The sequence below is a fragment of the Stenotrophomonas sp. GD03819 genome (assembly GCF_029841665.1).
GTDB classification, from domain to species: Bacteria; Pseudomonadota; Gammaproteobacteria; order Xanthomonadales; family Xanthomonadaceae; genus Stenotrophomonas; species Stenotrophomonas geniculata.
Genome location: NZ_JAOCEW010000003.1, coordinates 131,660 through 157,145 on the forward strand (window position 1 = coordinate 131,660; position 25,486 = coordinate 157,145).

Genomic DNA, 25,486 nt, shown 5'->3' on the forward strand with positions numbered 1-25,486 from the left:
AGGGAAAAGGCGGTCAGCCCTTCTTCTTCTTGGTCAGGGCAATCACGTCGCCCAGCAGCTGCAGCTGTTCGGTGCTGGACGGCAGGTCGCGTTCCAGCTTCTCGATCTCCTCGCGGAAATCGGCCACGTCCTCGAAGCTGCGGTAGACCGATGCGAAGCGCACATAGCCGACGTGGTCGAGCTTGCGCAGTTCGTTCATGACGAACTCGCCGACCTTGATCGAAGGCACTTCGCGCTCGCCGCTGATGCGCAGCTGGTGAACCACCGCACGCACGGCCGCTTCGATCTTGTCTTCGGCCACCGCACGCTTCTGCAGCGCGCGGTCGAAGCCAGCGCGGACCTTGCGCTGGTCGAACGCCTCGCGGGTGCCATCGCTCTTGACGATGGCCGGCAGCTTCAGCTCAACCGTTTCCAGGGTGCTGAAGCGCTCGCCACAGGCTTCGCATTCACGCCGACGACGGATCGTCGCGCCGTCTTCGGAGACGCGCGAGTCGATGACCCGGGTATCGGCATGTTGGCAGAAGGGGCAATGCATGGAACGCCTGGCTCAGGGAAGTACCTATTGCCACGGTCATGGCAGCGTCGCAAAGGTACCTGAGAAAGGGTCCCGCAGCAAATGCTGTCTGCGCGGAAGTGCGTGCATTTCAGCCGAACAGAGCCTCCAGCGCGGTCAGCGCTGTGCGCTCAACCGGGTGCCGGCGGCACCGAGGCTGCGCGTGCCCAGCGCAGCCACACCAGGTGCCCGGCCATCACCAGCAACGGTGGGCCAAAGCCGAGGAAGGCCAATGTCGAGATCTCCCCGTGCTTGAAGGTGAAGTACAGCGTGGCGGCAACCACGGCCAATGCGGCCAGCCCCCCCAGCGCCAACCCCACCCAGGCGACAACCGGGGAATCGCGCAGGCCGACAAGGCCACGCCCCAGGAACAGGCCGCTCAACCACAACCACGACAGCAGGCCGATGATTCCAGCCGTCGACCACAGCAGCAACAGTGTGTGCTCGTCGCCTGTCAGGTACTTGCCATCCCATACGACCATCAGCCCCAGCACGGCACCCGTGCCGCCTGCCGCCACGGTGGGCAGGCCTGCCAGCAGGCCGGCGATCGCCATCCAGCGTTTGTGCAGACGCTCATCCATGCGTTCGATTTCCTTCCATGGGCCACGTCATGCGCAGCGTTTGATCCACACCAGCATCGCAGCCGGCACCAGCATCGACGGGCCCAGCAGCAACAGGGTGATGCCTTCGGCGTGCACGGTGACGCCCCACCACAGCGCCAGCCCCAGCGGGGGCAAGGCGGCGAGACCGCCCGCCAGCAGCATCCACCACCAGAGACGGTGCACGTGCAGCCCGGCACGCCCCCGCATCAGAAAACCCGCACTGAGCCACAACCAGGCCAGGCAGCCGGCAATGCCGGCCAGGCCCCACAGCGGCATCACCGTCACCGAGGCCAGCGTGCCGTGACCGAACTGGCCCAGCCCCATCAGCAGCAGCATGGTCGCTGCCGCGCCGCCCATCGCCAGGCTGGGCAGGCCAAGCAGCACCGCCAGGGCGGTGTACAGATACTTGAGGTGGCGCTCATCCATGCGCGGTCACTCCAATGCTGGGGTCAGAGCCCTTCCCTGCGGGAAGGGATCCGACCCCACTCCCCGATCAGCCGTAGACCGGGTACTTGCGGCACTGCGCGCTGACGGCGTCGCGCACGCGGGCGATCACGGCGTCATCGTTCGGCGCGTCGAGCACGTCGGCGATCCAGTTGGCCAGGTCCACGCAGTCCTGTTCAACGTAACCACGGGTGGTCACCGCCGGGGTACCCAGGCGCAGGCCCGAGGTCACGAACGGCGAACGCGGGTCGTTCGGCACCGAGTTCTTGTTGACGGTGATGTGCGCCTTGCCCAGCGCCGCTTCCGCGTCCTTGCCGGACACGTCCTTGCCGATCATGTCGACCAGCATCAGGTGGTTCTGGGTGCCACCGGAGACGATCTTGTAGCCGCGCGCGATGAGCGTGTTGGCCATCGCCTGGGCGTTCTTCACCACCTGCTGCTGGTAGGCCTTGAAGCCCGGTTCCAGCGCTTCCTTGAAGGCGACGGCCTTGCCGGCGATGACGTGCATCAGCGGACCACCCTGGATGCCCGGGAACACGATCGACTGCAGCTTCTTGACCAGGTCTTCGTCGGCGCCCTTGGCGACGATGATGCCGCCGCGCGGGCCGCGCAGGGTCTTGTGGGTGGTGGAGGTGACCACGTGGGCGTGCTCCAGCGGGCTGGGGTACACGCCTGCGGCGACCAGGCCGGCAACGTGGGCCATGTCGACGAACAGGTAGGCACCGACCTTGTCGGCGATGGCGCGGAAGCGTGCCCAGTCGATCACCTGCGAGTAGGCCGAGAAGCCGGCCACGACCATCTTCGGCTTGTGCTCCAGGGCCAGGCGCTCGACTTCGTCGTAATCGATCAGGCCCTGATCGTTCACGCCGTACTGCACGGCGTTGAACAGCTTGCCCGAGGCATTCACCTTGGCACCGTGGGTGAGGTGGCCGCCGTGGGCCAGGCTCATGCCGAGGATGGTGTCACCCGGCTGCAGCAGGGCGAAGTACACGGCCTGGTTGGCCTGCGAACCGCTGTGCGGCTGCACGTTGGCGTAGTCCGCGCCGAACAGCTGCTTGAGGCGGTCGATCGCCAGCTGCTCGGCGATGTCCACGTATTCGCAGCCACCGTAGTAGCGCTTGCCCGGGTAGCCTTCAGCGTACTTGTTGGTCAGCTGGCTGCCCTGGGCTTCCATCACCGCCGGGCTGGTGTAGTTCTCGCTGGCGATCAGCTCGACGTGGTCTTCCTGGCGCTGGGTTTCAGCGGCGATGGCCTTGGCCAGTTCGGGATCGTAGGATTCGATGCGGACGTCACGCGGGAACATCGGGTACTCCAGCAGGCAGGGAAAAGGGGGTACGGCTCAGCCCCCGATTGTAGCCCCGCACCGGCCTGCTGGGGCCGAAACGGACGGGGCCGGCATCCCCGAAGGAATCCGGCCCCGTATGGTTTCGATTGCGCTGCCCCGCCGTGCCGGTAGATCCACGCCATGCGGGGATATGACCGCCGACTCAGCGGTTGCTGAGCACGTACTGGGCGATCACACCGGTGGCGATGGCAACCAGCAGCATGTTGCCGCGGTCATCGCGGATCCAGTGGTGCCCGTAGGGCGGGCGACGCAGGTGATAGCGCGGGTAGTCGTTCACCACATAGATCGGGCCGCGGTAATAGTCGCGGTAGCGATGGCCGACCTTCCAGCCATAGCCCGGGCCATAGGCCGGGCGGTACACCACACGCGGCGGTGCCGGGCGGTAGTAGCGGTCATGATCACGGTGCCACTCGCGGCGATCCTGGCGGTAGTCGCGCCGGGCCTCGCGGCGGTCGCGCTCCCAGTCACGGCGGTCGTGGCGCCACTCACGGCGATCCTCGCGCCATTCGCGGCGGTCGTGGTTGCGGCGATGGTCGTTGTCGGCGAACGCCGGGGCCACGGCGCCCAGCGCCAGCACAGAGGCCACGGCACTGGCCATTACTCGATTGATGCGCATGTCAGACCTCTGCTCGGGTGGGTGGTGAGCCCATATTGCGCAACCGATCTGAACCGTTTCCGGCTGGAAACGCTTCCCGTTGCAGGACTGTGACGCACTATTCAGGGGGCGGCCAGCCCGGCGCCCCCTTCCCGGGCGCGGCCCGGAACCGGTTCCGGCTATAATTGGCGGTATTCCATTTCAGTCTGTGCCCGCTGCCGCAACGGGATCTTCCCGTGACGGACCGGGCGCAGGGCCGCGCCTACGGAGACCGCATGTCCTCGCAATACATCTACACCATGAACCGCGTGTCCAAGGTGGTCCCGCCCAAGCGGCAGATCATCAAGGACATCTCGCTGTCCTTCTTCCCGGGCGCGAAGATCGGCCTGCTGGGCCTGAACGGCGCCGGCAAGTCCACCGTGCTGAAGATCATGGCCGGCGTGGACACCGATTTCGAGGGCGAAGCCCGCCCGCAGCCGGGCATCAAGGTCGGCTACCTGGCGCAGGAACCGGAGCTGGACCCGACCAAGACCGTGCGTGAAGCGGTGGAGGAAGGCGTGGGCGAAGTGCTGCAGGCCCAGGCCGCGCTGGAAGCGGTGTACGCCGCCTACGCCGAGGAAGGCGCCGACTTCGACGCGCTGGCCAAGGAACAGGAGCGCCTGGAGGCGATCCTGGCCGCTGGCGACGCACACACCCTGGAAAACCAGCTGGACGTGGCCGCCGATGCGCTGCGCCTGCCGCCGTGGGATGCCGTGGTCGGCAAGCTGTCCGGTGGTGAAAAGCGCCGCGTGGCCCTGTGCCGCCTGCTGCTGCAGAAGCCGGACATGCTGCTGCTCGACGAACCGACCAACCACCTCGACGCCGAGTCGGTGGAATGGCTGGAACAGTTCCTGGCGCGCTACACCGGCACCGTGGTGGCGGTCACCCACGATCGCTACTTCCTGGACAACGCCGCCGAATGGATCCTGGAACTGGACCGCGGCCGCGGCATTCCGTGGAAGGGCAACTACACCGACTGGCTGACCCAGAAGGACGAGCGCCTGAAGCAGGAAGACAACCAGGAAAAGGCCCGCCAGAAGGCGATCCAGAAGGAACTGGAGTGGTCGCGCCAGAACGCCAAGGGCGGCCGCACCAAGGGCAAGGCCCGTCTGGCCCGCCTGGAAGAGCTGCAGTCGGTCGATTACCAGAAGCGCAACGAGACCAATGAAATCTTCATCCCGCCGGGCGAGCGCCTGGGCAACGCGGTGATGGAGTTCAAGAACGTCTCCAAGAAGTTCGGCGACCGCCTGCTGTTCGACAACCTGAGCTTCCTGGTGCCGGCCGGCGCCATCGTCGGCATCATCGGCCCGAACGGTGCCGGTAAGTCGACCCTGTTCAAGATGATCACCGGCCAGGAAAAGCCGGACACCGGCGAGATCGTGGTCGGCCCGACCGTGAAGCTGTCCTACGTGGACCAGAGCCGCGACGCGCTGGAAGGCAACCACAACGTCTTCCAGGAAATCGCGGGCGGCCTGGACATCCTCAACATCAACGGCATCGAGATCCAGTCGCGCGCCTACATCGGCCGCTTCAACTTCAAGGGCCAGGACCAGCAGAAGATGGTCGGTTCGCTGTCCGGTGGTGAGCGTGGCCGCCTGCACATGGCCAAGACCCTGCTGCAGGGTGGCAACGTGCTGCTGCTCGACGAACCGTCCAACGACCTGGACATCGAAACCCTGCGTGCGCTGGAAGATGCGCTGCTGGAGTTCCCGGGCAACACCTTCGTCATCTCGCATGACCGCTGGTTCCTGGATCGCATCGCGACCCACATCCTGGCGTTCGAAGGCGACTCGCACGTGGAGTTCTTCCAGGGCAACTACCGCGAGTACGAAGAAGACAAGCGCCGCCGCATGGGCGACGACGCTGCGCCGAAGCGCCTGCGCTTCAAGGCGCTGAAATAAGGCAACCGGAAAGGCCGCGCTCGCGCGGCCTTTCTCCTTCTGTGGGTCGCCCGCTTGCTGGCGACACCTTCGCGAGAAGCCCCATGTCCCTGTTCGAGCGCCTGTTCCAGCTGCAGCAACACGGCACCACCGTGCGTACCGAGCTGCTGGCCGGTGTCACCACCTTCCTGACGATGTCCTACATCGTCTTCGTGAACCCCGAGATCCTCGGCACCACCGGCATGGACGCGGGCGCGGTGTTCGTGGCCACCTGCCTGGCTGCGGCGCTGGGTTCGGCGGTGATGGCGCTGGCCGCCAACTTCCCCGTGGGGATGGCACCGGGCATGGGCCTGAACGCGTTCTTCGCCTTCACCGTGGTCGGTGCCGCTGGCCTGCCGTGGCAGCAGGCGCTGGGTGCGGTGTTCATCTCCGGCCTGGTGTTCCTGGTGCTGTCGCTGACCGGCGTGCGCGCATGGCTGGTGTCCGGCATCCCCTCGTCGCTGCGCTCGGCGATCGTGGCCGGCATCGGCCTGTTCCTGGCGATCATCGCGCTGCAGAAGTCCGGCGTGATCGTCGGCAATGAAGACACGCTGGTGGCGCTGGGCCCGTTGAACACGGCGCCGCCGCTGCTGGCACTGGCCGGCTTCCTGCTGATCGCGGTGCTGGAAGCACGCCGCATCCGCGGTGCGATCCTGATCGGCATCCTGGCGGTGACCGGCGCGGGCTGGGCGTTGGGCGACGTGCAGTACCAGGGCCTGGTCTCGCTGCCGCCGAGCCTCGCACCCACCTTCCTGCAGCTGGACCTGCCGGGCCTGCTGCACCATGACGGCGGCGCACCGATCGCAGTGCTGCTGCAGGTGGTGCTGGTGTTCGTGCTGGTGGAAGTGTTCGATGCCACCGGCACGCTGTACGGCGTGGTCGGTCGCGCCGGCCTGCTGAAGCTGCCGGGCGCGCAGAAGCGTTTCGGCCGTGCGCTGCTGGCCGACAGCACCGCGATCGTGCCCGGTTCGATGCTTGGCACCAGCAGCACCACGGCCTTTGCCGAAAGCGCCTCGGGCGTGCAGGTGGGCGGCCGCACCGGCCTGACCGCGCTGGTGGTGTCGGCGCTGTTCCTGGCGGCGCTGCTGTTCTCGCCGCTTGCGGCAATGGTGCCCAGCTATGCCACCGCGCCGGCACTGCTGTTCGTGGCTGGCCTGATGCTGCGTGAGCTGGTGGAAGTGGACTGGAGCGACCTGACCGAATCGGTGCCAGCCGCACTCTGTGCGCTGGCGATGCCGTTCACCTACTCGATCGCCAACGGCCTGGCGTTCGGCTTCATTGCCTATGCCGCGCTGAAGGCCGGTACCGGGCGCTGGCGCGAAGTGCATCCGGCCGTGTGGCTGGTGGCGGTGCTGTTTACCCTGCGCTACGCGCTGGAATAAGCGGTAGGCGATGCCGGCCAGCGGCCGGCGCTACCAGAGCACGCTTCGGCCCGCGACCGGGACTACCGGACGCAAGGTTCACCCGCCACGCACGGCGCTCTGGGATGATGCGGGCATGGTTCGGCCCGACCTTCCCGCGGATCCTTCTTCGCCGTTGCGCCGTCGCTTGCTGCGCGCGGCAGTGCTGGCGCCGTTGGCCGCTACGCTCGCCACCCTGCCCGGCTGCTCGCTGCCGGTGCAGGTCGATGGCACCTTCCTGCAGCCGTGGCGCAGCCACCTGCAATGGGGCCTGGCCGACTGGCAGCGATCCTTGAAGCTTGCGCATACGCTGGGCTGCCGTCAGCTGGTGCTGCAATGGACCGGCATCGTCGGTGGCAGCGACGGCGACTGGTCACTGCCCGACGGCAGCCTGCAGCAGCTGTTCACCGCCGCCGGCGAGAACGGCATCCGCATCCGCGTCGGCCTGCCCTTCCAGCAACGCTGGTGGCAGGCCATCGCCGCGGACGACGCCACGCTGAAGGCCTTCCTGGCCGAGAGCCTGGCGTACGCACGCAGCTGGTTGACACAGGCACCCTGGGCGCAGCAGCCGGCCTTCGGGGGCTGGTACCTGCCCTACGAACTGGAGCAGTACCACTGGGCCGATCCGGTCCGCCAGCAATGGCTGGCGCAGTGGCTGCACGGGCTGGTGCAGGCCGCCAGCACGCGCGGCGGTGACTGTGCGATCTCCTGTTACTTCAGCCGCCTGCAGACCGATGGCAACCTGGTCACGCTGTGGCAGGCGGTGCTGGCACAGGCCACGCTACGGCCGATGGTGCAGGATGGCGTGGGGGTGGCCGGTGCCGGCAACGTGCAGCAGCTCCAGCCGTTGCTCGATCATTTCCATGCACACGGCATCGGCTTCGATGCGATCGTCGAACTGTTCCGCGAACTGCCTGGCAGCGCCGCTGATGGCAGCGGATTCAAGGGCGAAACCGCCGATGCCGCACGTATCCAGCGGCAGTTGGCATGGGCACGCGACAGCGGCGCACAGCACGTGCTGGTCTATGCACTGGAGCCATGGCTGACCCAGGACACGCCGCAGGCCGCAGCGCTGCGGCGACGCTGGGGCCTGCCTCAGTAGTAGAGGATGGCGGTAGCGAACAGGCCCTTGGCGCGCTGTGTATCACCGCCACCGATCGCGAAGCGGTACTGCACGGTCAGGTCCAGGTAGGAACGCGGCGTGTTGTAGTGGTCCTCGCGGAACCCGTAACGCACGCCCACGCCCGGCCCTGCACCAAGTGACCAGCTGCGCTGCGTATCGTTGAGCGCGAACGACTGCGCCGGGAACGGCGGATAACGGATGTCGCGCACGCGCGAGCGCTGGTCCAGCCAATCGGCACCCACCACGACATAGGGTGTGACCACCCAATGCGTCTGCCCTGCACCGAAGCGGAAACTGCGCCCGGCGCGCAGTTCACCGGCAGCGAACCACTGTTCGCGATGCAGGCGCCCATTGGCCTCGCCCAGGCGCCGCACCGGCGTGCCGTTGGCATCAAGCGCGTCGAGGGTGAAGGTGGCACCGTTGTCGTCCCAGGTGTATCCCCCCTGCGCGTAGCCACTGACCATCCACCACTGGTTCACATCGGTGCGCAGATCGGTGCCATGGTAGTAGCCATAGGTCAGGTAGGACATCCAGCCACCGGAACCACTGGCCAGCCGGTAGCGCGCCAGCGTGCTGGCTTCCAGTGGCCGGTTCAGGGCCAGCTGCAGGCGGCACTGCACCGCTGCCGACTCGGGGTAGACCTCGCCCTGGCTGGTTGCACTGCCGAGGAACTGTCGGCGCTCGATGCCAGCACTCAAACCGCTCTGGCCAAACGCGTAGCGCATGCCGAAGGACGCGATGGTGGAGGGCCAGCCGGTAGTGGAACGCGAGTGGCTGAGGCGCTCCGCGCGTGCACGCGCATCCGGCGTTGATTCGCCGGTGCACGGGTCCACCGCGCGGATCGATTCGTAAGTGCCACCCTCGTCGTACAGCGTGTTGAGCAGGCGCGCGTAGAGTTCCAGCGTGCCATGCTGGTCGTTGAAGGCCGGGGGCCGCCAGAACGCCTCCAGCGTGCTGAACACCGAATCGCCGGGCGTACTGATCGCCGCACCGCCGACATTGGTCGCCGCCTGGCGAGCACCACGGAAACCCGCCGAGGCGATCACGCCCCACTCGCGCGAGTAATTGGCGATGGCATTGCGCACGTTGTAGTGCTGGTGCGCATCCAGTGGCAGCTCACCGGCATCGGCGCGATCAATGGCGCTGCGCAGCAGCGTCACCGCCTGCGCATGGTCGCCGTTGGCTGCGCTGGCGTAGGCCTGGTCGAGCACTACGCTTTTCGGTGCCTTTCCGGTGGCCTCGGCGGCACGGAAGTCGGCCAGTGCGCGCGCCGGTTCGTGGGCCCTCTGGTTGAGGTAGCCGCGCTGCATCAGTGCACCCGCGTCATCAGGACGCTGTGCCAGTGCCGTATCCAGGCGCTGCCGCGCTTCGTCCTGCTGGGCACGGTTGCCCGCCGCCAGCGTGGTGGTCAGCAGGCCTTGCAGGTTCGCGTCGTCCGGTGCGAGTTGCACGGCCTGCCGCGCCTCACCGATGGCATCGGCGTAATCCTGGCGCGCGTAGGCAGCGTAGGCACGCTGTGCGGCACCGCCATCCCCCTGCAGATCGGCCGGCACCAGTTCGCAGACGTTGCCGCTGTCACCGGACTGGCAGTGCTGGACCGGTGCCGGGTAGGCCTCGGCGCTGATGCGGGGAGGCTCGCGACTGGCACGGGTCGCCCGGCTGCGCTGCTCGATGCCCTGCTGCAGCAGCTGCCGTGTCCGTGCATCGCCTTCAACTGCCGGTAGCGCCGCCTGCAACGGTGCCAGCAGTGCAGCTGCGCGTACCCGATCACCTGCGGCCAGCGCCGCATCCACCGCCAGCAGCCGCACGTTGCGCTGCTGCGCGGTTGATCCCGGCGTGGCGAGCGCGGCATCGAAATCCTCATTGGCCCGCAGCGTACTGCCCTGGCGCTGGCGCAGGTAGCCACGCATCACCCGGGCATTGAGATCGTTGGCGTCCACCTGCAATGCCTGATCAGCACTGTGCTCAGCGTCGGCCAGCTGATCGCCCTGCAGCTGCGCGGTGATCAGCAGCAACCGGTATGAAGCAACGTCGGGTGCCAGTTCCACGGCGGCGTGCGCCTGCTCAATGGCGGCGGCATCCTCGCCTGCGGACAGCAATTGATAGGCCTGCTGTGCCTGCAGCAGCGCGCGTTGGCGGCCCAGTGTCACGCGCCGCGCGCGCAGCGCTTCGACATTCGGTGCACCCAACTGCAGCGCGGTGCCGATGGCGGCGTCGGCCTGTTCGGGCTGTTGCTGTGCCTCCAGCGCCGCCACCCACAGCAGGGCCCATGCGCCCTGTTCCGGCTGCTGCCGGAACGCCTGTTCGGCCTTTCTGGCGGCGATGCCCATCTGCCCGGCGTCGTAGGCCGCATAGGCTTCGGTTGCCAGCATGTAGGCCTGCCGGTTGTTGTGGCCGGCCACCGTTGCGGGTGCACGCGGCACCGCTGTGCTACGCGCTGCACCTGTGGTCGTCCTGGGCGCGGCGGCCAGCGCAGGCAAGGCTGGATCCTTCATCCCCGCGTCCAGCGCACGGCGCGCCTGCTGCTGCGCTTCTGCGCCACGACCAAGCTTCTGCAGCGCATAGATCTGCAGCAGACGCAGCCGCACCACGTCCGGGCGCAGCCGGATCGCTTCGCTGGACTGCCGGTAGGCCGTGGGGTAATCGCCACGTTCATAGGCAGCAAACGCCTGCTCGGCGATGCGGTAGGCCGCACCGGACAGCGGCAGTGGCACCTCGGCCTGCGCCATCACCGGCGCGGCGGCCGTGGCCAGTGCCACGGCAATGACGGTGGACAGCAGCGTGGTCTTCATGCCGGCAAGGCTCCGGGCGGCGGCGACTGCAGCGTGGCCGCACGCCGGCGCTGCTCCTGCATGGCCTGGGCCACGGCCTCCTCGGTGGTGATGCCCTGCTTGACCAGGTAGTCGCCGATGCGACCGTCGCGCTGCGGCATGTAGTCGTCCAGTGCGATCTCGAAGCGTGCGTGATCGATCAGGCGCATTTCCACCAGCAGGTCGCCCAGCAATGGCACGTTGTCCAGGTGCCACTGCCGTTCGCCACCGATCAGGCGCAGGCCCGCGTTGATCTCGTTTTCGCGGGCAATGCTCTGTTCGATGTGCTCGCTGCGCGTTTCCTGCTTCAGCAATGCCACGGCGTCCTCGGGCAGCGGACTGGTCACGGCCAGTCGCAGGGTGCCTTCCTGGCGCGGCGGCAGCGGCAGCATGCGCCATTGCACGCAGGCATCGGCACTGACCGGGAACTGGCAGGCACGCAGGTAATCCACGTCGATCACCGCGCGTGGCAGGTCACCCTGGAACGCGATGGCCTCGGCCAGGGTCTCGTCATCCAGCCAGCCCTGGGTGAGCAGGATGCGGCCCAGCGGCTGCTGGCGGCCTGCCTGCTGCTGGTCCAGCGCCTGCTGCAGGCGCTCGGGTTCCACCGCCTGCCAGGTGGTCAACAGCTCACCCAGTTGCTTGCGGGTCTGCACCAGCTGCGCCGCATCGGGGAAGTCGTGCATTGTCTTGTCCCAGACCATGCGCTTGCCGAACAGCAGGTAGGCGAGGAACACCTTCCAGGCACGGGCGGTGGCCATGAAATTGATCATGTTGCCGACCACCATGCGCGGGATCGACATCAACGCATGCTCCCAGCCGTACAACCGGTTGACGAAATAGAAGCGCTGCACGACCCGGGTCGCCAGCGCTGCGGTGGTCAGCAGCGCGACATTCATCTGCCAGGTACCGGCCTGGAACACGCTGGGGAACTGCATCGTCCACAGCCCGGTCATCTTCAACAGCCAGAACAGCAGCAGCTGCAGGAAGATGATGTAGGCGATGATGCTGACGAACGAGGTGATGATGCCCTTGCGGTCGCGTGCCAGCAGGTACTTGGTGGCCAGTGAGCCGCGCCAGCCCAGCGACTCCCAGCTCTGCAGGCCGATGCCCAGCACCCAGCGTGCCTTCTGCCGGTACGACGCGCGGAAGTTGTCGGGGAAGTACTCGCGCACGCACAGCGCCATCTGCTGGGTGCGCTCGCGCACCGGTCCCCAGCCGAACCATGACGGACGGCGCACGCGGAACTGCACCGGGAAGCGGGCGAAGATCGACTGCATGCCCATCGCCGCCAGCCGCGCACCGACGTCGTAGTCCTCGGTGAGGCTGTCGGTATTGAAGGGCTGGTTGTCGGTCTGCGCGCTCAGCGCCAGCAGCGCGCGCCGGGAGAAGCAGGTACCCACGCCCGCGGAGGGCACCATGCCGGACACGCTCTCGCGCACCACCAGATCCTTTGCGTGCCATTCGGCGAACTCGTCCATGTAGACGCCGGCCACCAGTTCGTACCACTCGCGGTCCAGCGAGGTCACCGGCAACTGGATCATGTCCTTGCGTGGCAGCAGGTAGTTGTAGAAGCGCAGTTCCATCGGGTGCAGCACGTCCTCGCTGTCGTGCAGGATCACTCCGGCGAATTCGATGTCGTGGCGCTTCTCGTAATCGAAGATGGCCAGGATCAGCCAGTTCAGGCAATCGGCCTTGCTGGTCGGCCCGTCGTGCGGCACCTCCACGCGGCGCAGGCGCTTGTAGCGGCGGCGCATGCGCTCCACTTCGTCGATGGTCTGCTGGTCGTTGGGATAGGTGCCGACGAACACGACGTACTCGCGGTAGTCGAGCACGTTGATCATGTTCTCCACCATCTGCGCGATGACGTCGTATTCCATCCACGCCGGCACCATGATCGCCAGCGGCTGTTGCGGCCGCTGCATCAGGTCTTCCTGGGTCAGCGGCCGGTACGCTTCGCGACGCTTGATGGTGAGCGCGCGCCAGCTCTCGCGAACCCAGTACCAGACATCGATGAACAGGTCATCGAGGCTGGAGATCAGGATCAGCACGGCCACCGCCGCCGCCGTGGTTTCCAGGGCGGCGTAATAGTTGGCCAGCTGGATGTTCCAGAACAGACCGTCCACGGTGGATCAGTGCCCTGTGTTGGCGGACTTGCGGCGGCGCACCTGGGTGACGCGGGCGGCCAGCAGCGCGAACACGATCACGCCGACCAGCAGCAGCAACCAGACCATGTGCCGTTCCCACTTCGATTGCGGATTGCCATCCTGGGCAACGCGGCTTCCGTAAGGATCCTGGCGATCGAACTCGCGCACGGCATCACTGCCGTCGAGCACCGCAAGATCACCGCGCAGCAGCCGGAACGGTGCGCCGAACGACGGTGCCTGTGCGCCCAGGTCGCTGTACAGCACGCCGAGCTGGCCGCCGGAGGTGCCGACCTGCACCACCGCAGCGCGATCCAGGCCGCCGACATCCAGCAGCGGCTGCGGCTTCCCGCCGATCAGCAGGTGGCCGTCCTTCAGGCCGGCCACATCAACACCCGACGGCGCCACACCGAAGGCCAGCCACGGCGTACCCGGGCTGACCGCCGCACCGGCATCGACCACCTTCAGCGCCGACGCCTCCGGCGAGGCGCCCACTGCACTGGCCACCGCGATCACCTTGCGCAGCGATGCCGGCGCATCCTGCAGCCACGTGGCGGGCACGAACACCTGGTTGCCGCGTGACAGCTGGCTGCTGGCACCGACGAAATCACTGCCCAGCGAACGCTTGGCCAGGGTCAGGTGACTGCTGGGCAGGACCGATACCGGATAGGCGGTGGCCGGATCGTGGCAATAGGGGCGTGCCGGCTGGCGCAGGAAGCTGACCCGGATCTCGTTGCGCGCCGACAGCGCATAGGCCGGCACCTTGGCCACCAGCCGCTGCGGCTGGCCGTTGGCCGACAACACCTTGCCCCCCAGCAGGTAATCGTTGAAGTGGATGGTGGCCACCACGCCCTGCCCCGCCGCGTTGGGGGCCGCCGAGACGTCGATCACCACCTCTTCGGGCAGGCGCCCATCGGCCGACAGCGCGCCGAGGTCGAAGGTGGCACTGCGGTCCGCGCGGGTGACGACATCCATCGTGCCGGCGATGTTGCCGAGCCGGCTCAGCAGCACCTGGTCACCGTCCAGCTTCGGCGTGCCCGCTGCGCTGACCTGCAGGCTGCGGCCCAGCGCATAGCTGCGCCACTGCTCGGCGAGCAGCCCGGCGACCTTGCCCGCCGCCGCCGGGTCGACCACCAGCGTGGGACGGCCGGCAACGGCCACCACGCTGACCGAGGCGCTGGTCGCGGGCTTTTCCAGGCCACCCATGTCGGTACCGCGCCACGCGGCGAACGCCGTGCCCGCGTCGGCGCCAGTGGTGGCAACCTGTGCGGCCAGCGCATCCAGCGCCGCGCGCACGCCGGCCCGCAGCGCATCACTGCCGATCATCACATCGGCGGCCAACGGCCCGCTGTCCCGCAGCGACAGCAGCGCACCGACTTCGGCCAGATCCTTGATCGCGTATGCCCGCTCGCCCGCGGCCAGCGCGTCATAGGCCGGCACGCCCTGCAGGCTGGCCGGGATGCTGATGCCGGTCAGGTCGACACTGTCACCAACCTTGGGCAGCGCCACCACCTGCACCTGCTTGCCACCGGCCTGCATTGCGGTACCGATGCGCCAGGCCGCATCGTAGGCGGGCGCCTGCAGTGCCTTGCCATCCACCAGCAGGCGCACCTGCGGGGGCAGCGCGCCCCACGCCTTGGCCACGGTATCCACGGCGCGGCCGTCGAAGCGGTAGCTGAAACGCGAGTCCGGCGACAGCCGCAGCACGTTGGCCGGCGCGCTCTGGTCGGCACATTGATAGTCGGACACGATCGACCACCAGCCGACGCCGACCCGCACGAAGCCGTTCTGGCGGGGTTCGCCATCGATGGCCAGCAGCTGGCTGGCATCGCCCTGGGCATCGGTGATCGAGCGCGCGGCGATTGGATCGCCATCCACCGACCACAAGCCCGAGGTACGCCCAGCGTGCCCGCGTACATAGCGCCCATCGAGCTGCAGCTGTGCATCGCGGGTGGCAACGCCAGCCGGCACCGGCAGATAGACCTCGCGCTGGCTCTCCTGCCCGCTGAGCACCAGCGGTTGGCGGAAACCGAGTTCGCGCAGGGTCATCTGCCGGCTGACCGTGCTGTCGCCGCTCCATTCGGCGAACTGGCCGGCGACGCTGTCGGCGGCATGGGCACTGCCAACCACGCCCGACAGGACGAACGCGGCGGCGGATGCAAACAGGGGAGAGCGGCCGGTCTGGGTCATGGCGTCACTTCGCGTGGATGGGAGTGGGCGGCACCGCCGCTGCGGAGGCCGGGCGAGAATTCGGGAAGGGGCGTGCCACGCAGGGCGGCGACGATGCGCGCGCTGGCACGGCCATCGCCGTAGGGGCTGGCGTCGGGATCGAAGCGGGTCGGGTGCGGTGGTTGTGCCAGTGCCGCGTTGACCGCTTCGACAATGCGCGAGGGCGTGGTGCCGACCAGCGTCACCACACCGGCCTCGACCGCCTCCGGGCGTTCGGTGACGTCGCGCATGACCAGCACGGACTTGGCCAGCGCCGGCGCTTCTTCCTGCACGCCACCGGAGTCGGTGAGGATGACGTCGGCGCGCTGCATCAGGCGCACGAAGCGCAGGTAGTCCTGCGGCGGCACCAGATGCACGTTGTCGAGATGGCCGAGGTGGGCGTTGACCGGGCCCTGCACGTTCGGGTTGAGATGCACCGGGTACAGCACCTGCAGGTCCGGCCGCCGGGCCAGCTCGGCCAGCGCGCGGCAGATGTCCTCGAAGCCCTGGCCGAAGCTCTCACGGCGGTGGCCAGTGACCAGCAGCAGGCGACGATCGGGATCAAGCATATGGAAGGGTTCGTCAGCCCGCGCACGCAGCGCCGGGTCGGCATCCAGGCGCTCCACGGTCTGCTGCAGGGCATCGATGACGGTGTTGCCGGTGACCAGGATCTGCCCGCCCAGGTGTTCACCGGCCAGGTTGGCGCGCGAGCTGGGCGTGGGCGCGTACAGCTGGTGGCCGACCACATCGATCACCCGCCGGTTCATTTCCTCCGGCCACGGCCGGTTGATGTCACCGGTGCGCAGTCCGGCCTCGACATGACCGATCGGAATGCGATGGTGGAACGCGGCCAGCGCGGCGGTCATCGCCGTGGTGGTATCGCCGTGCACCAGCACCCGGTCCGGACGGACCTGCGTGTACAGCGCGTCAAGCCGCTCGAACAGCTTCGCGCACAAGCCATTGAGGGTCTGGTTGGGGACCATGACATCGAGGTCATGGTCGGCGGTGATCTCGAACAGCGACATCACCTGGTCCAGCATTGCCCGGTGCTGGCCGGTGATGCAGACCACCGATTCGATATCCGCAGCCTCGCCCAGGGCACGCACCAGCGGCCCCATCTTGATCGCTTCCGGTCGCGTGCCGAACACCGACAGGACCTTCACCGCAGCGCTCCGGACGGACGGCGCGAGGGAATGCCAGGAGCTGTAGCCACGTCTGGATCCTTTCGGCGTTCCCGTCCAACACCCGCAGGCAGGAGACGGTCACCTCATGAGGAAACTCCAAAATCGCGACGTACATCACATTCGAATGATGGTACGCGCGTCGTGGCATTGATCTTCATCGTTGGAAGATCAAGACGCAGTCAACGCCGCCCGTGGAACGGGCGACGTTGCAGTGAAACGCAGCAGTGGCCGCAGCCTGGGACCGCCTTACTCGTACTGGATGGTGAAGGTGGCCTGGCCGTTCGCGACACCCGCACCTACCGTGCCGGCCTGGGTCTGCACATAGCGGGCGCGCAGCGGCAGCGCCATGACACTGGTGCCCGGTGCGGTGGTGCCCACGTTGATGGTCTGGCCGAAGCGGACTTCGCGCTCGGTGGTGCCGTCACGCTGGACCATCTGGATGCCGATGCGGGTGGCGCTGTTGCTGGCGGCGCTCAGCTTCAGCACGCCCGGCATGTTCGAGCTGTCCTGGTCGGCATCCAGGCGGATGCCGATCTTGCTCTGGTACTGGGCAACATTGCTGCCCTGGCAGTTCAGGCGGATCTCGAAATCGCGATCGACGGCCTTGGAGCCGACACCGGTGAAGGTGGTGTTGGGCACGCTGCCGAAATCGACGGCGATGTTGCGGCTGCCGGCCTGCACTTCACAGGTCGGGCTGACCACGGTGGTGCCCGAGCCCTTGAAGGTTGAAGTCAGCACTGGGCGGCTGGCACTGTCACCGTCGAAGTAGTATGTGGTGAAGCGCCCATTGGGCGCGATCACGCCCGAGCCAGTCTGTGCTGCGGTCTTGATCAGCTGGATGCGGAAGCGACCGCCAATCAGCGTAACGGTGCTGCCACCGCCAAAGCTGAGCTGATGCGGGTAGTAGACCTGGATCGCCCCGGAATCACGGAACAGCTTGATGCCAACACCGGGGACGTCGGTTTCATAGGTATTCGCAAAACCAGGAACCGGACGCTTCTGCGCCGCGTTGACGTACTCGCCGATCGAACGACCACCGTTCCAATCGCAGCTGGCCACACGGTCGCGCTGGGTGATCGACTCGCTGATTTCCTTGATCACGCCGCCAACCGGTGTGCTGGGCAGGATCACGATCTGGCCCATGTCCATGGTGACGTCCTGGGCCGTGAACCAGCTGGAGCTGATCCGGCACGCAGCACTGGCCTGCTGCGCCAGCAACACACCACCGAGCACGGCCACGGCAGCCAGCGCCTTGCGGCCTCGGGAAGAAATCATCGGCATGCTGCCTCCAGCGGGATGAAGCCGGTCTTGGACGCATCGGCGCCCGCCGGAACCTGGTAATCGACGGTGCAGCGCTGGTCGGCGCCTGCGCCCCATTCCACCAGCAGGCGGCCCTGGTTCTTTTCACTGCGCACGTACAGGCGGCCGCCCTGGCTGACCATGCCCACCGGCTGGCCCTGCTCGTCCTTGACCTGCGCACCGAACGGCATGGTGCGACCATCCGGGTTGCGCACCTGGATCAGCAGCGCGTTGCCCTTGCGGGTATCGAAGCGCAGGTAGCTGATGGCACCGGCGAACGGCGCGATCGACTGGCTGGTGCTTTCCAGCTCGACGTCGTGGGCCATGCCCTGCGGGTCGAGGGTGACGGTGTTGAGGCGGTACGGCGACACGTACGGCACCACGGCGTAGCCGCGGCCATCGACGCGCAGGCCCGGGGCGTTGCTGACGATCGCATCGCGCGCGCCCGGTGCTTCCACCAGCACCATGGTGTCGCCACGCTGCGGGGTGAAGGTGAAACCACCCGGATGCACGACCACGCTGCCATTGGCACCCACCGAAGCCTGACGGAAGTCACGCGAGTGGCTGTAGCTGGCGTTCAATGCGGAATAGCGGCTGCGGTATTCGACGTTGCCGATCGCGGTGGTGCTGCCCTCGCGGGAATCGGACAGGGCCGCGCCATAGCTGAAGTTGTTGTCGACACCGGCCGAACCGGTGATGCCAACGCGGCTGTTGTCGTAGCCCCCGCGGTCGCGCACGCCAAGATCAGCACTGAACGACACCGGGTGGGCACCACGGCCCAGCGGCACGCTCATCGACAGCAGGTACTGGGTATCCGAGCGGCCGAGTACGCCCTCTTCGGTGCGCAGCGCCGAGAAGCCGTAGTTCACCGAACGCCAGGCGTTGTTGTAGCCGACCTGGTACTGCTTGGAGGTGCCGGAACGGTCGTAGAAGTCGCGCACCGAGCCGGTCACGTACAACGCGCCGCCCCGACGGCCCAACGGCTGGTTCAGGGTCACCTGGAACTGGCTGCGCTGGCGGCCACGGGTGGTCGGATCGATGCCGCGCTTGTCCGAATCACGGCCGTACAGCGCATCCTGCAGGCTGTAGAAGCCTTCGGTCGAATAGCGGTAGGCGGCCAGGGTCAGGTTCGTCCCGGTCTCGCCGATCATGTTGCTGTAGCTCAAGCGCACGCTGGCACCGGTGTGGTTGCCGTAGTGGTCGAACGTCGTACGTGCGTGGGTGACGTCGGCGGCGAACGCGCCAACCGGCGTGGACAGGCCGACGCCGTACAGCAGCGACAGGTAGCCGTCGCTCAGTGCGCTGCCGCCGTACAGCGTCAGCTGGTTGCCGATACCGCGCTGGTAGGTGCCCTGCACCAGCCACGGCTCATCGGCCAGCAGCTTGTTGCGCACCTGGCCGGCGGTCAGCGAGTAACGCGACACGCCTTCGCGCAGCATCTGCGGCACCGAACCGAACGGCACCTTGAATTCGCGGCGGCGGCCATCGGCCTCGATCACGCTCACTTCCAGATCGCCGCCGTAGCCGGTCGGGTACAGGTCGTCGATGACGAAGCTGCCCGGCGACACGGTGGAGGAGTAGATCAGCTGCTCGTTCTGGCGCACTTCGATGCGTGCATTGGTCTCGGCGATGCCGCGCACGACCGGCGCGTAGCCGCGCAGCGAATCGGGCAGCATGCGGTCGTCGCTGGCCAGGCTGGCACCGCGGTAACCGATCGAGTCGAACAGTTCACCGGTGGTGTAGGCCTCACCGATGGTGAGCATGCCGCGCACCTGCGGAATGCCGCGCTGTGCATAGGTGGCGATGCTCTGCCAATGGCGGCCATCGCCCTCGGACCAGGTCAGGTTCGAATCGTGGCGGAACTGCCAGCCACCCAGGTTCATGCCGGCGTTGAGGCCGAGGTAGGCACTGCGGTTGCGCTGGCCACCTTCGACACGGCTGTCGCTGTCGATGGCATTGAAGCTGTAGCCGACGAAGCCGGCATTGATGCCGCGGTCCCACAGCGCCGGGTTGACGTAGCCGCGTGCCTCACGGCGCAGGAACACCTGCGGGATGCTCAGGTCGTAGCGCAGGTTGCCGCTGTCATAGACACCATAGGCATTGGCCATGCGCTGCTGGACCGGCACGCAGCTGGTCTTGTCGGTCGGCACGGACGGATCCTGCTGCAGCAGCACGGCTTCGCTGTCCACGCCCATTTCTTCCAGCATCGGCAGCGGCAGGCAGGCGTCGACACGGCCCTGCGCATCGGCCTTGAACTGCAGATCGCGACGGCCCTGCCAGGCACCGTTGACGTAGACGTCGACACGATAGTTGCCGGCCACCATCGGGTTGCCGTTGCTGAAGGCCGCCAGGTCGACCTGCTTGGCCTGGCCAGACAGGAAGCTGGAATTGAACTGGGCCGACTCCGGTGCACGCGCATTGGCCGCACCACTCTGCGCCATCAGGGCCTGTTCGCCGAGATTGGCCGGGGCAGCCAGCGCCCATCCTGGGCAGGCCACGCCAGCAACCAGCAGGCAAAGCGCCTGATGGATCGACAATGTCAATCTGTTTCCGATCACACTGACATTCCTTCAATTCGCCGCACAGCGGCGGTGGCGGGATGCGCAGGCCAAGGGCCAGCGCGGCGCGTTCAGCCCCCGGTGCTGCCGAGGCGGATGGTGTGTTCCACCCGGCCGCCGTAGTCGTTGATGGTGATGAAGCGGACCTGGTCGGTGCCCGCCGGTGCGGCGAACTCCAGGCTCTGCTTCGGCGCGACCATCGCGCCCTTGTCCTCGACGGCCTTTTCACTGCTGCCGGTCACGGCATGTACTTCGGCCAGAGTGACGTGGAAGGGGCTCGGGTTTTCCACCCGCAGGCGGTCGCCGGTGCGGGTCCAGCGCAGCGCTGCCGGCGCGTCGTTGGCGACGCCCTTCAGGCCCTGCGGCCGGTAGAAAAGCTTCAGGCGCGAACGGAACGCGACCTGCAGGTAATTCTGTTCGCCGCTGTCGGCGTTGTCCGGGGACGGCGGAACATCCAGCACGTTGAGCCAGAACACCGACTCACGGTCGGTCGGCAGTTGCGCGCCGGAGAAGATCAGGCGAAGCGCCTGGCTGCGGCCCGGTTCGACGCGCGCGATCGGCGGCGTCAGCACGAACGGGGCATCGCTGGTATCGGCGGTCTGGTTGGCGTCGCCGCTGTCGATCCAGGCCTGCACCAGCGCCGGCGAATCGCCCACGTTGTCGACCTGCACGGTGACTTCGCGCGCCTGCGCCGGATAGATCACTCGCGTGCCATTGACCACCACGCCGGCCAGAGCGTTCTGGCAGAAGGGCAGCGTGAACGCTGCCAGCAGCAGCGCCCGGGGAAAGATTGCTTTCATCGGAAGTACTACGCTCGAGGTATGTGGCCTGGGGCCGCGATGCACTGGCCGGCGCGTACGCCGGCCAGTGCGGGTACGACTACGATCAGTTGTAGATGATCGTGTACTTGACGCTGCTGGTGACGTCGCCCGGGGTGGCGGCGGCAGTGGCGTAGTACTCAGCGTAGTAGTTCAGGTTGGCGGTGCCGTCGCCGGCCACGGTCACCCACTGCGAGTTGTCCTGGGCCAGACCGGTGCCAGCCGCCTTGATCGGCAGGAACGTGTTGTTCGAGCCCAGCAGCTGCAGCTGCACGTTGGTGGCAGCGTTGGCCGAAGCCTGGTTGACCAGGCGGCCGCTGTTGAAGTCAACGGTGGAACCCGGCTCGAAGTAGGTGGCGACGTTGCCGGCGCTGCACTTGCTCAGGTTGATGGCGAACGGGGTACGGCCCGCAACGGCACCGGCGGTGGCCAGGGTGTTCTTGGACACGGTCGGCAGGTTGACGGCGAAGTCCTTGCCGCCCGGGGTCGAGATGGTGCAGGTCTTGTCGGTCACCTTGCCGTTGAAGGTGATGGTGCCGTCGGCGGCGTTGGCGGCCAGCGGAGCGGCGGCCAGCATCAGAGCGGCGATGATATTGATCTTGTGCATTCGCTTTTACCTAACCCTACTGAAGAGATGAGAAGTAGAGGAGGAAGCAAGGAGCACTGCCGGGCTATCAAGACCCATCCTTGCGTCTCACCTGTGGCCGGACTCGGACATACCTTCCCCTGAATCCGTGACGCAAGTATAGGCACAACTGTGATGAAAGTCTCATTATTTTTCTGAACGCCAATTCATTGACGCTTTAAATGTGACGTGATAGGCGAAATCGAGATCCAGGGAGCGTGGGGAAGGTGACGGTGGCCGGATCAGGTCACAAACGACCCTGCATGACGCTCCTGCTGACGCGTTTGGCATGCGCGGAAACAGGCTTTTTTCAAGTGAAAATCGCCTTATTTGATGCGCATCACTCTTTCTTGGTGATGGCCCTAGCAGATTCGGATTTGTCCTATTAAAGACGGATCGAACCTGTCGCTAACTAGGACACACCGAACCAGAGAACGTGTCATGAGGAACTCCATTCTGCTGTGCGTGGCCCTGATGTCCGTCAGCGCACTGGCCCAGGCCAGCAGCGGCAGCATCCGTTTCAGCGGCCGCATCGCCGAGCCGGGCTGCACGACGGCCCTGTCCCAGGGTGAGCTGAGCCTGGCCGCCTGCCCGCCGTCGGCCAAGGGCTCGACGGTTGCCGTGACGGCCCTTGCCGATGGCCGGGCCGCCACGCTGCGCGACGGCAAGCGCCAGGGCCAGAAGCTGTCGGTGTCGGCCAGCGCGATGCGCGCCGGCGATATCGCCTTCTCCGAGCGTTACAGCGTGCAGGCTTCGAAGCAGCAGCCGCTGCAGGGCGCCTACCTGGTGGTGGTCGACTACCTGTAAGCCGGCGTGCTGCAAGCCGACGCGTTTACGCCGGCGGCAGCTCGAAGACCTGGCGCAGATAGGCCAGATAGCCCGGGTCGTCGCACATGCTCTTGCCCGGCGAATCGCTGAGCTTGGCCACCGGCTGGCCGTTGCAGCGGACCATCTTGATGACGATGTTGAGCGGCGTTGGCCCCAGATCATTGGTCAGGTGGGTGCCGACGCCGAAGGCGACCTGGCAGCGACCACGGAAGTAGTCGTACAGGCGCATCACCTTGGCGATGTCGAGCCCATCGCTGAACACCAGCACCTTGCTGCGTGCATCCACCCGGCGCTGCTGGAAGTGCGCCAGCATGCGGTCGCCCCAGTCGAACGGATCGCCCGAATCGTGGCGGACACCGTCGAACAGCTTGCAGAAGTACATATCGAAGTCGCGCAGGAACGCATCCAGGCCGACCACGTCGGACAGCGCGATGCCCAGATCGCCGCGATACTCGCGTGCCCACGATTCCAGTGCCGCCACCTGCGAGTCGCGCAGGCGCGGGCCCAGTGCCTGGAAGGCCTGCAGATACTCATGCGCCATGGTGCCGTGCGGGGTCATGCCGTACAGGCGGGCGAAGTGCACGTTGCTGGTGCCGACCAGCTGCGGGCCGAGCGCGTCGCGCAGCAGCGGCAGCAGACGGGCGTGCCAGTCACGCGAGTAGCGGCGGCGGCTGCCGTAGTCGGCAATGCGGCACTGCTCGAAGCCAGGGGTATCGCGCAGCAGCGCGGCCTTGGCCTGCAGGCGGCGCTCACCCTCGGCGAAGTCGGCGGTGGTGGTGTTGCGGAACCAGACTTCGTTGATGATCGCCAGCAGCGGCACTTCGAACAGGATGGTGTGCAGCCACGGGCCGGTGATGTCCAGTTCGATCTCACCGGGCACGGTCTTCGACGCGCGTAGCTGGATGTACTTGCGGTCGAGGTGGAACAGGCCGAGGAAATCGGCGAAATCCGGCTTCACGAAGCGCAGGCCACGCATGTAGTCCAGCTCCGCGTCGCTGAAGCGCAGGCTGCACAGGTGGTCGATCTCTTCGTCGATCTGGTCGATGTAGTGGGCCAGGTCGATGCCGGGCGTGCGGCACTTGAACCGGTACTGCACCTGGGCACCGGGGTGCTGGTGGAGCACCGCCTGCATCATGGTGAACTTGTACAGATCGGTGTCGAGCAGGGACTGGATGATAGGCATGGGGCGGATTATGCGCCCGGCGGAGTGAACCGTGGGCGCGTCCGCCTTCCGTAGAGCCGGGCCCACGCCCGGTTGGATTGTTGCCTGAGCCGCGCGTGGGCTCGGCTCTACAACGACCTGCGCAGCAGGCGCGGCACCAGCATCAGGGCGTGCGCCCAGATCGCGCCCCACACCGCCACCCGTACCGGCAGCGAACGCTGCCTGGCCTCGAACTTCTGGAAATAGCGCCACAGGCCCTTGTGCTTGTGCCATTCAACGAAGAACGGCCGCGAGCGGCTGGAGACGCCACGAACGTGGGTGACCTGCAGGTCATTGGCGATCGCCACCACCGCCCCGGCTTCGCGCGCGCGCCGGCACAGGTCCAGGTCTTCGGCGTGCAGACGATAGCCCGCGTCCCAGCCTCCGATGCAGTCGAACAATGCACGCGGCATCATCAGCAGCGCGCCAGACAACGCCGGCACCCGCTGCAGCACCTGCTGCGGGTCACGCGGCACCGCCAGCTTCGAGCCCTTGCCTGGCGAGCGCAGCATCATCAGGAAGTCCGGATCGCGGCGGCGCACGGCCTCGTCGGCATGGCCCTGCTCGTCGACCTGTTCGACGCCGAGCAGGCAGTCGCCCAACGCTTCGGCACGGGCGCGCAGTGCGGCCAGTGTTTCCGGTTCAACCATCAGGTCCGGGTTGATGAAGGCCAGCCATGGGCTGTGCGAATCGGCCACGCCCTGGTTGTTGGCGGCGGCAAAGCCGGGATTGTCCGGATTGCCGACGAAACGCACGCGCGGGTCGTGGCTGGCATGGCGCCGCACGATATCCAGCGTGCCATCCATCGAGCCATTGTCGATCACCCGGATCTCGGCCACGTCCTGCGCCTGGCGCAGGCGCGAGAGGCAGGCATCGATGGTGCTGCCACTCTGGTAGGTGACGACGATGGCGGCAATGGCAACATTCAAGCAGGAGGCTCCGGCGCGGAAGACGGGACGAACAGGTCCCCCTGTTCCTTCGGCATTATCGCCTGCCGCATGCGCTGCTGCAGGTCGGCACGCAGCCCGTGCAGTGGATCATGCATCAGGAAGTCAGCCAGCCGAGGCACCCAGCCCGGCCAGCGCGCGGCCAGGGCCTCGAGATCGCCATCACGGCTGACCGCCTCCCCTGCCCGGCTGACGAAGGCGGTCTCGCACAACACGTTGCGCCATCCCAGGCCGGCCATGCGCAGGCTCAGGTCCACCAGCGCCGCGTTCCAGCCGGCATAGCTGTCCACGTCCAGGCCGCCGGCACGCCGGCGCGCGTTGCCCCGCACCAGCACCGCGTGGGTGACCGCCGACGGCAGCTCCGGGTGCAGCGCTGGCAGGCCGGCACAGGTCTGCGCCAGCAGCGCGGCATCGTCGGGTTCCGGATTGATCTCGCCCAGCCGGGGCCACGCAGCGGTTTCGCCGGCATTGCACCATGGGGTTGCGGTCGCGATGGCGGCATCGCGGGCGAAGGCGTCCTGCAGCTGCTGCAGCCAGCCCGGTGCGGGCACGCTGTCCGGTGCCAGCACCGCCACGTCCATGCCATCGCAGGCGCGCAGCATCTCGTCCAGGTGGGCGACTTCACCCAGTGGCCGTGCACGCCGGGTGTACTCGGCCTGCAGTGGCGTGTGCGCCAACCAGTGTTCCACCACCGCCTGCGCACGCGGCCCGGTCTGCGCGTCGTCGGCCAGCCAGACCGCGGTCCCCGGCGCGGTGCCCGCATCCAGTGCGGCCAGGCAGCGGTCGAGCGCGGCATCGTCCACGCACAGCGGCAACAACACGATCGCCCCCATCCCGCCTCCGT

The 25,486-nt window shown here is 67.1% G+C and carries 20 protein-coding genes; 4 read left to right on the forward strand and 16 right to left on the reverse strand.

What is annotated here, in order from left to right; translation table 11 throughout:
• Positions 1 to 13: 13 nt before the first annotated feature.
• The 5 genes from nrdR to N5D45_RS02975 all read right to left on the reverse strand — a co-directional run bounded on the left by nrdR (position 14) and on the right by N5D45_RS02975 (position 3,560).
• Positions 14 to 535, reverse strand: a complete 522-nt coding sequence (gene nrdR / locus N5D45_RS02955) for a transcriptional regulator NrdR (protein WP_010481984.1) — start codon at positions 533 to 535, stop codon at positions 14 to 16.
• Positions 536 to 684: 149 nt separating this feature from the next.
• A complete protein-coding gene (locus tag N5D45_RS02960) occupies positions 685 to 1,134 on the reverse strand; it encodes a hypothetical protein (RefSeq protein ID WP_049482087.1) in 450 nt (149 codons plus the stop codon).
• Between the two features lie 27 nt (positions 1,135 to 1,161).
• A complete protein-coding gene (locus tag N5D45_RS02965) occupies positions 1,162 to 1,581 on the reverse strand; it encodes a hypothetical protein (RefSeq protein ID WP_279938449.1) in 420 nt (139 codons plus the stop codon).
• A gap of 67 nt (positions 1,582 to 1,648) precedes the next feature.
• Entirely contained in the window at positions 1,649 to 2,902 is a 1,254-nt protein-coding gene (gene glyA, locus N5D45_RS02970) for a serine hydroxymethyltransferase (protein WP_010481990.1), read from the reverse strand.
• Positions 2,903 to 3,086: 184 nt separating this feature from the next.
• The gene (locus tag N5D45_RS02975) at positions 3,087 to 3,560 is read right to left on the reverse strand and encodes an RcnB family protein (RefSeq protein WP_019338039.1); all 474 of its coding nucleotides are present in this window, start codon (positions 3,558 to 3,560) and stop codon (positions 3,087 to 3,089) included.
• A gap of 254 nt (positions 3,561 to 3,814) precedes the next feature.
• On the opposite strand from N5D45_RS02975, the gene ettA reads away from it, so the two are divergent.
• The 3 genes from ettA to N5D45_RS02990 all read left to right on the forward strand — a co-directional run bounded on the left by ettA (position 3,815) and on the right by N5D45_RS02990 (position 7,999).
• Complete coding sequence (gene ettA, locus N5D45_RS02980; protein ID WP_010481992.1) at positions 3,815 to 5,479, forward strand: energy-dependent translational throttle protein EttA; 1,665 nt, start codon at positions 3,815 to 3,817, stop codon at positions 5,477 to 5,479.
• Positions 5,480 to 5,562: 83 nt separating this feature from the next.
• The gene (locus N5D45_RS02985; protein ID WP_279938450.1) at positions 5,563 to 6,879 is read left to right on the forward strand and encodes an NCS2 family permease; all 1,317 of its coding nucleotides are present in this window, start codon (positions 5,563 to 5,565) and stop codon (positions 6,877 to 6,879) included.
• A 115-nt stretch (positions 6,880 to 6,994) separates the two neighbouring features.
• Positions 6,995 to 7,999, forward strand: a complete 1,005-nt coding sequence (locus tag N5D45_RS02990; RefSeq protein ID WP_231298670.1) for a DUF4434 domain-containing protein — start codon at positions 6,995 to 6,997, stop codon at positions 7,997 to 7,999.
• Here the strand turns inward: N5D45_RS02990 and N5D45_RS02995 are convergent.
• From N5D45_RS02995 to N5D45_RS03030, 8 genes are all read right to left on the reverse strand, one after another.
• Positions 7,993 to 10,812: a hypothetical protein gene (locus N5D45_RS02995; RefSeq protein ID WP_057504215.1), complete on the reverse strand. Its 2,820-nt coding sequence runs from the start codon at positions 10,810 to 10,812 to the stop codon at positions 7,993 to 7,995. The two genes, N5D45_RS02990 and N5D45_RS02995, sit on opposite strands and share 7 nt — an antisense overlap.
• Positions 10,809 to 12,956 (reverse strand): glycosyl transferase family protein, encoded by a 2,148-nt coding sequence (locus N5D45_RS03000; RefSeq protein WP_279938451.1) that lies wholly within the window; start codon positions 12,954 to 12,956, stop codon positions 10,809 to 10,811. Before N5D45_RS03000 ends, N5D45_RS02995 begins: the two co-directional genes overlap by 4 nt.
• Before the next feature lie 6 nt (positions 12,957 to 12,962).
• A complete protein-coding gene (locus tag N5D45_RS03005; protein ID WP_279938452.1) occupies positions 12,963 to 15,164 on the reverse strand; it encodes a hypothetical protein in 2,202 nt (733 codons plus the stop codon).
• Complete coding sequence (wecB, locus tag N5D45_RS03010; RefSeq protein WP_010481998.1) at positions 15,161 to 16,345, reverse strand: UDP-N-acetylglucosamine 2-epimerase (non-hydrolyzing); 1,185 nt, start codon at positions 16,343 to 16,345, stop codon at positions 15,161 to 15,163. The genes N5D45_RS03005 and wecB overlap by 4 nt, the downstream gene beginning before the upstream one ends.
• Before the next feature lie 267 nt (positions 16,346 to 16,612).
• Entirely contained in the window at positions 16,613 to 17,647 is a 1,035-nt protein-coding gene (locus N5D45_RS03015) for a fimbrial protein (RefSeq protein ID WP_010481999.1), read from the reverse strand.
• Complete coding sequence (locus N5D45_RS03020; RefSeq protein ID WP_057504212.1) at positions 17,638 to 20,202, reverse strand: fimbria/pilus outer membrane usher protein; 2,565 nt, start codon at positions 20,200 to 20,202, stop codon at positions 17,638 to 17,640. Before N5D45_RS03020 ends, N5D45_RS03015 begins: the two co-directional genes overlap by 10 nt.
• Positions 20,203 to 20,294: 92 nt before the next feature.
• Positions 20,295 to 21,023, reverse strand: coding sequence for a molecular chaperone (locus N5D45_RS03025; RefSeq protein ID WP_049411192.1), 729 nt, complete (start codon positions 21,021 to 21,023; stop codon positions 20,295 to 20,297).
• Between the two features lie 85 nt (positions 21,024 to 21,108).
• Entirely contained in the window at positions 21,109 to 21,648 is a 540-nt protein-coding gene (locus N5D45_RS03030; RefSeq protein WP_010482005.1) for a fimbrial protein, read from the reverse strand.
• A gap of 459 nt (positions 21,649 to 22,107) precedes the next feature.
• Between N5D45_RS03030 and N5D45_RS03035 the strand changes: the two genes are divergently transcribed.
• Complete coding sequence (locus N5D45_RS03035; RefSeq protein ID WP_279938453.1) at positions 22,108 to 22,473, forward strand: hypothetical protein; 366 nt, start codon at positions 22,108 to 22,110, stop codon at positions 22,471 to 22,473.
• A 25-nt stretch (positions 22,474 to 22,498) separates the two neighbouring features.
• On the opposite strand, the gene pncB is transcribed toward N5D45_RS03035, so the two are convergent.
• From pncB to N5D45_RS03050, 3 genes are all read right to left on the reverse strand, one after another.
• On the reverse strand, positions 22,499 to 23,677 hold the full coding sequence (gene pncB / locus N5D45_RS03040) for a nicotinate phosphoribosyltransferase (RefSeq protein ID WP_010482009.1): 1,179 nt from the start codon (positions 23,675 to 23,677) through the stop codon (positions 22,499 to 22,501).
• Between the two features lie 107 nt (positions 23,678 to 23,784).
• Complete coding sequence (locus N5D45_RS03045) at positions 23,785 to 24,624, reverse strand: glycosyltransferase family 2 protein (RefSeq protein ID WP_057504211.1); 840 nt, start codon at positions 24,622 to 24,624, stop codon at positions 23,785 to 23,787.
• Positions 24,621 to 25,475, reverse strand: coding sequence for a glycosyltransferase (locus N5D45_RS03050; RefSeq protein WP_019338031.1), 855 nt, complete (start codon positions 25,473 to 25,475; stop codon positions 24,621 to 24,623). The genes N5D45_RS03045 and N5D45_RS03050 overlap by 4 nt, the downstream gene beginning before the upstream one ends.
• Positions 25,476 to 25,486: the final 11 nt, after the last annotated feature.

Bases quoted from the DNA above. Each gene is read 5' to 3' on its own strand.
- pncB (WP_010482009.1), bottom strand. From the start codon at position 23,677: ATGCCTATCATCCAGTCCCTGCTCGACACCGATCTGTACAAGTTCACC.
- N5D45_RS02975 (WP_019338039.1), bottom strand. From the start codon at position 3,560: ATGCGCATCAATCGAGTAATGGCCAGTGCCGTGGCCTCTGTGCTGGCG.
- N5D45_RS03025 (WP_049411192.1), bottom strand. From the start codon at position 21,023: ATGAAAGCAATCTTTCCCCGGGCGCTGCTGCTGGCAGCGTTCACGCTG.
- N5D45_RS02990 (WP_231298670.1), top strand. From the start codon at position 6,995: ATGGTTCGGCCCGACCTTCCCGCGGATCCTTCTTCGCCGTTGCGCCGT.
- N5D45_RS02995 (WP_057504215.1), bottom strand. From the start codon at position 10,812: ATGAAGACCACGCTGCTGTCCACCGTCATTGCCGTGGCACTGGCCACG.
- N5D45_RS03005 (WP_279938452.1), bottom strand. From the start codon at position 15,164: ATGACCCAGACCGGCCGCTCTCCCCTGTTTGCATCCGCCGCCGCGTTC.
- nrdR (WP_010481984.1), bottom strand. From the start codon at position 535: ATGCATTGCCCCTTCTGCCAACATGCCGATACCCGGGTCATCGACTCG.
- N5D45_RS02985 (WP_279938450.1), top strand. From the start codon at position 5,563: ATGTCCCTGTTCGAGCGCCTGTTCCAGCTGCAGCAACACGGCACCACC.
- glyA (WP_010481990.1), bottom strand. From the start codon at position 2,902: ATGTTCCCGCGTGACGTCCGCATCGAATCCTACGATCCCGAACTGGCC.
- ettA (WP_010481992.1), top strand. From the start codon at position 3,815: ATGTCCTCGCAATACATCTACACCATGAACCGCGTGTCCAAGGTGGTC.
- N5D45_RS02960 (WP_049482087.1), bottom strand. From the start codon at position 1,134: ATGGATGAGCGTCTGCACAAACGCTGGATGGCGATCGCCGGCCTGCTG.
- N5D45_RS03015 (WP_010481999.1), bottom strand. From the start codon at position 17,647: ATGCCGATGATTTCTTCCCGAGGCCGCAAGGCGCTGGCTGCCGTGGCC.
- N5D45_RS03050 (WP_019338031.1), bottom strand. From the start codon at position 25,475: ATGGGGGCGATCGTGTTGTTGCCGCTGTGCGTGGACGATGCCGCGCTC.
- N5D45_RS02965 (WP_279938449.1), bottom strand. From the start codon at position 1,581: ATGGATGAGCGCCACCTCAAGTATCTGTACACCGCCCTGGCGGTGCTG.
- N5D45_RS03030 (WP_010482005.1), bottom strand. From the start codon at position 21,648: ATGCACAAGATCAATATCATCGCCGCTCTGATGCTGGCCGCCGCTCCG.
- N5D45_RS03035 (WP_279938453.1), top strand. From the start codon at position 22,108: ATGAGGAACTCCATTCTGCTGTGCGTGGCCCTGATGTCCGTCAGCGCA.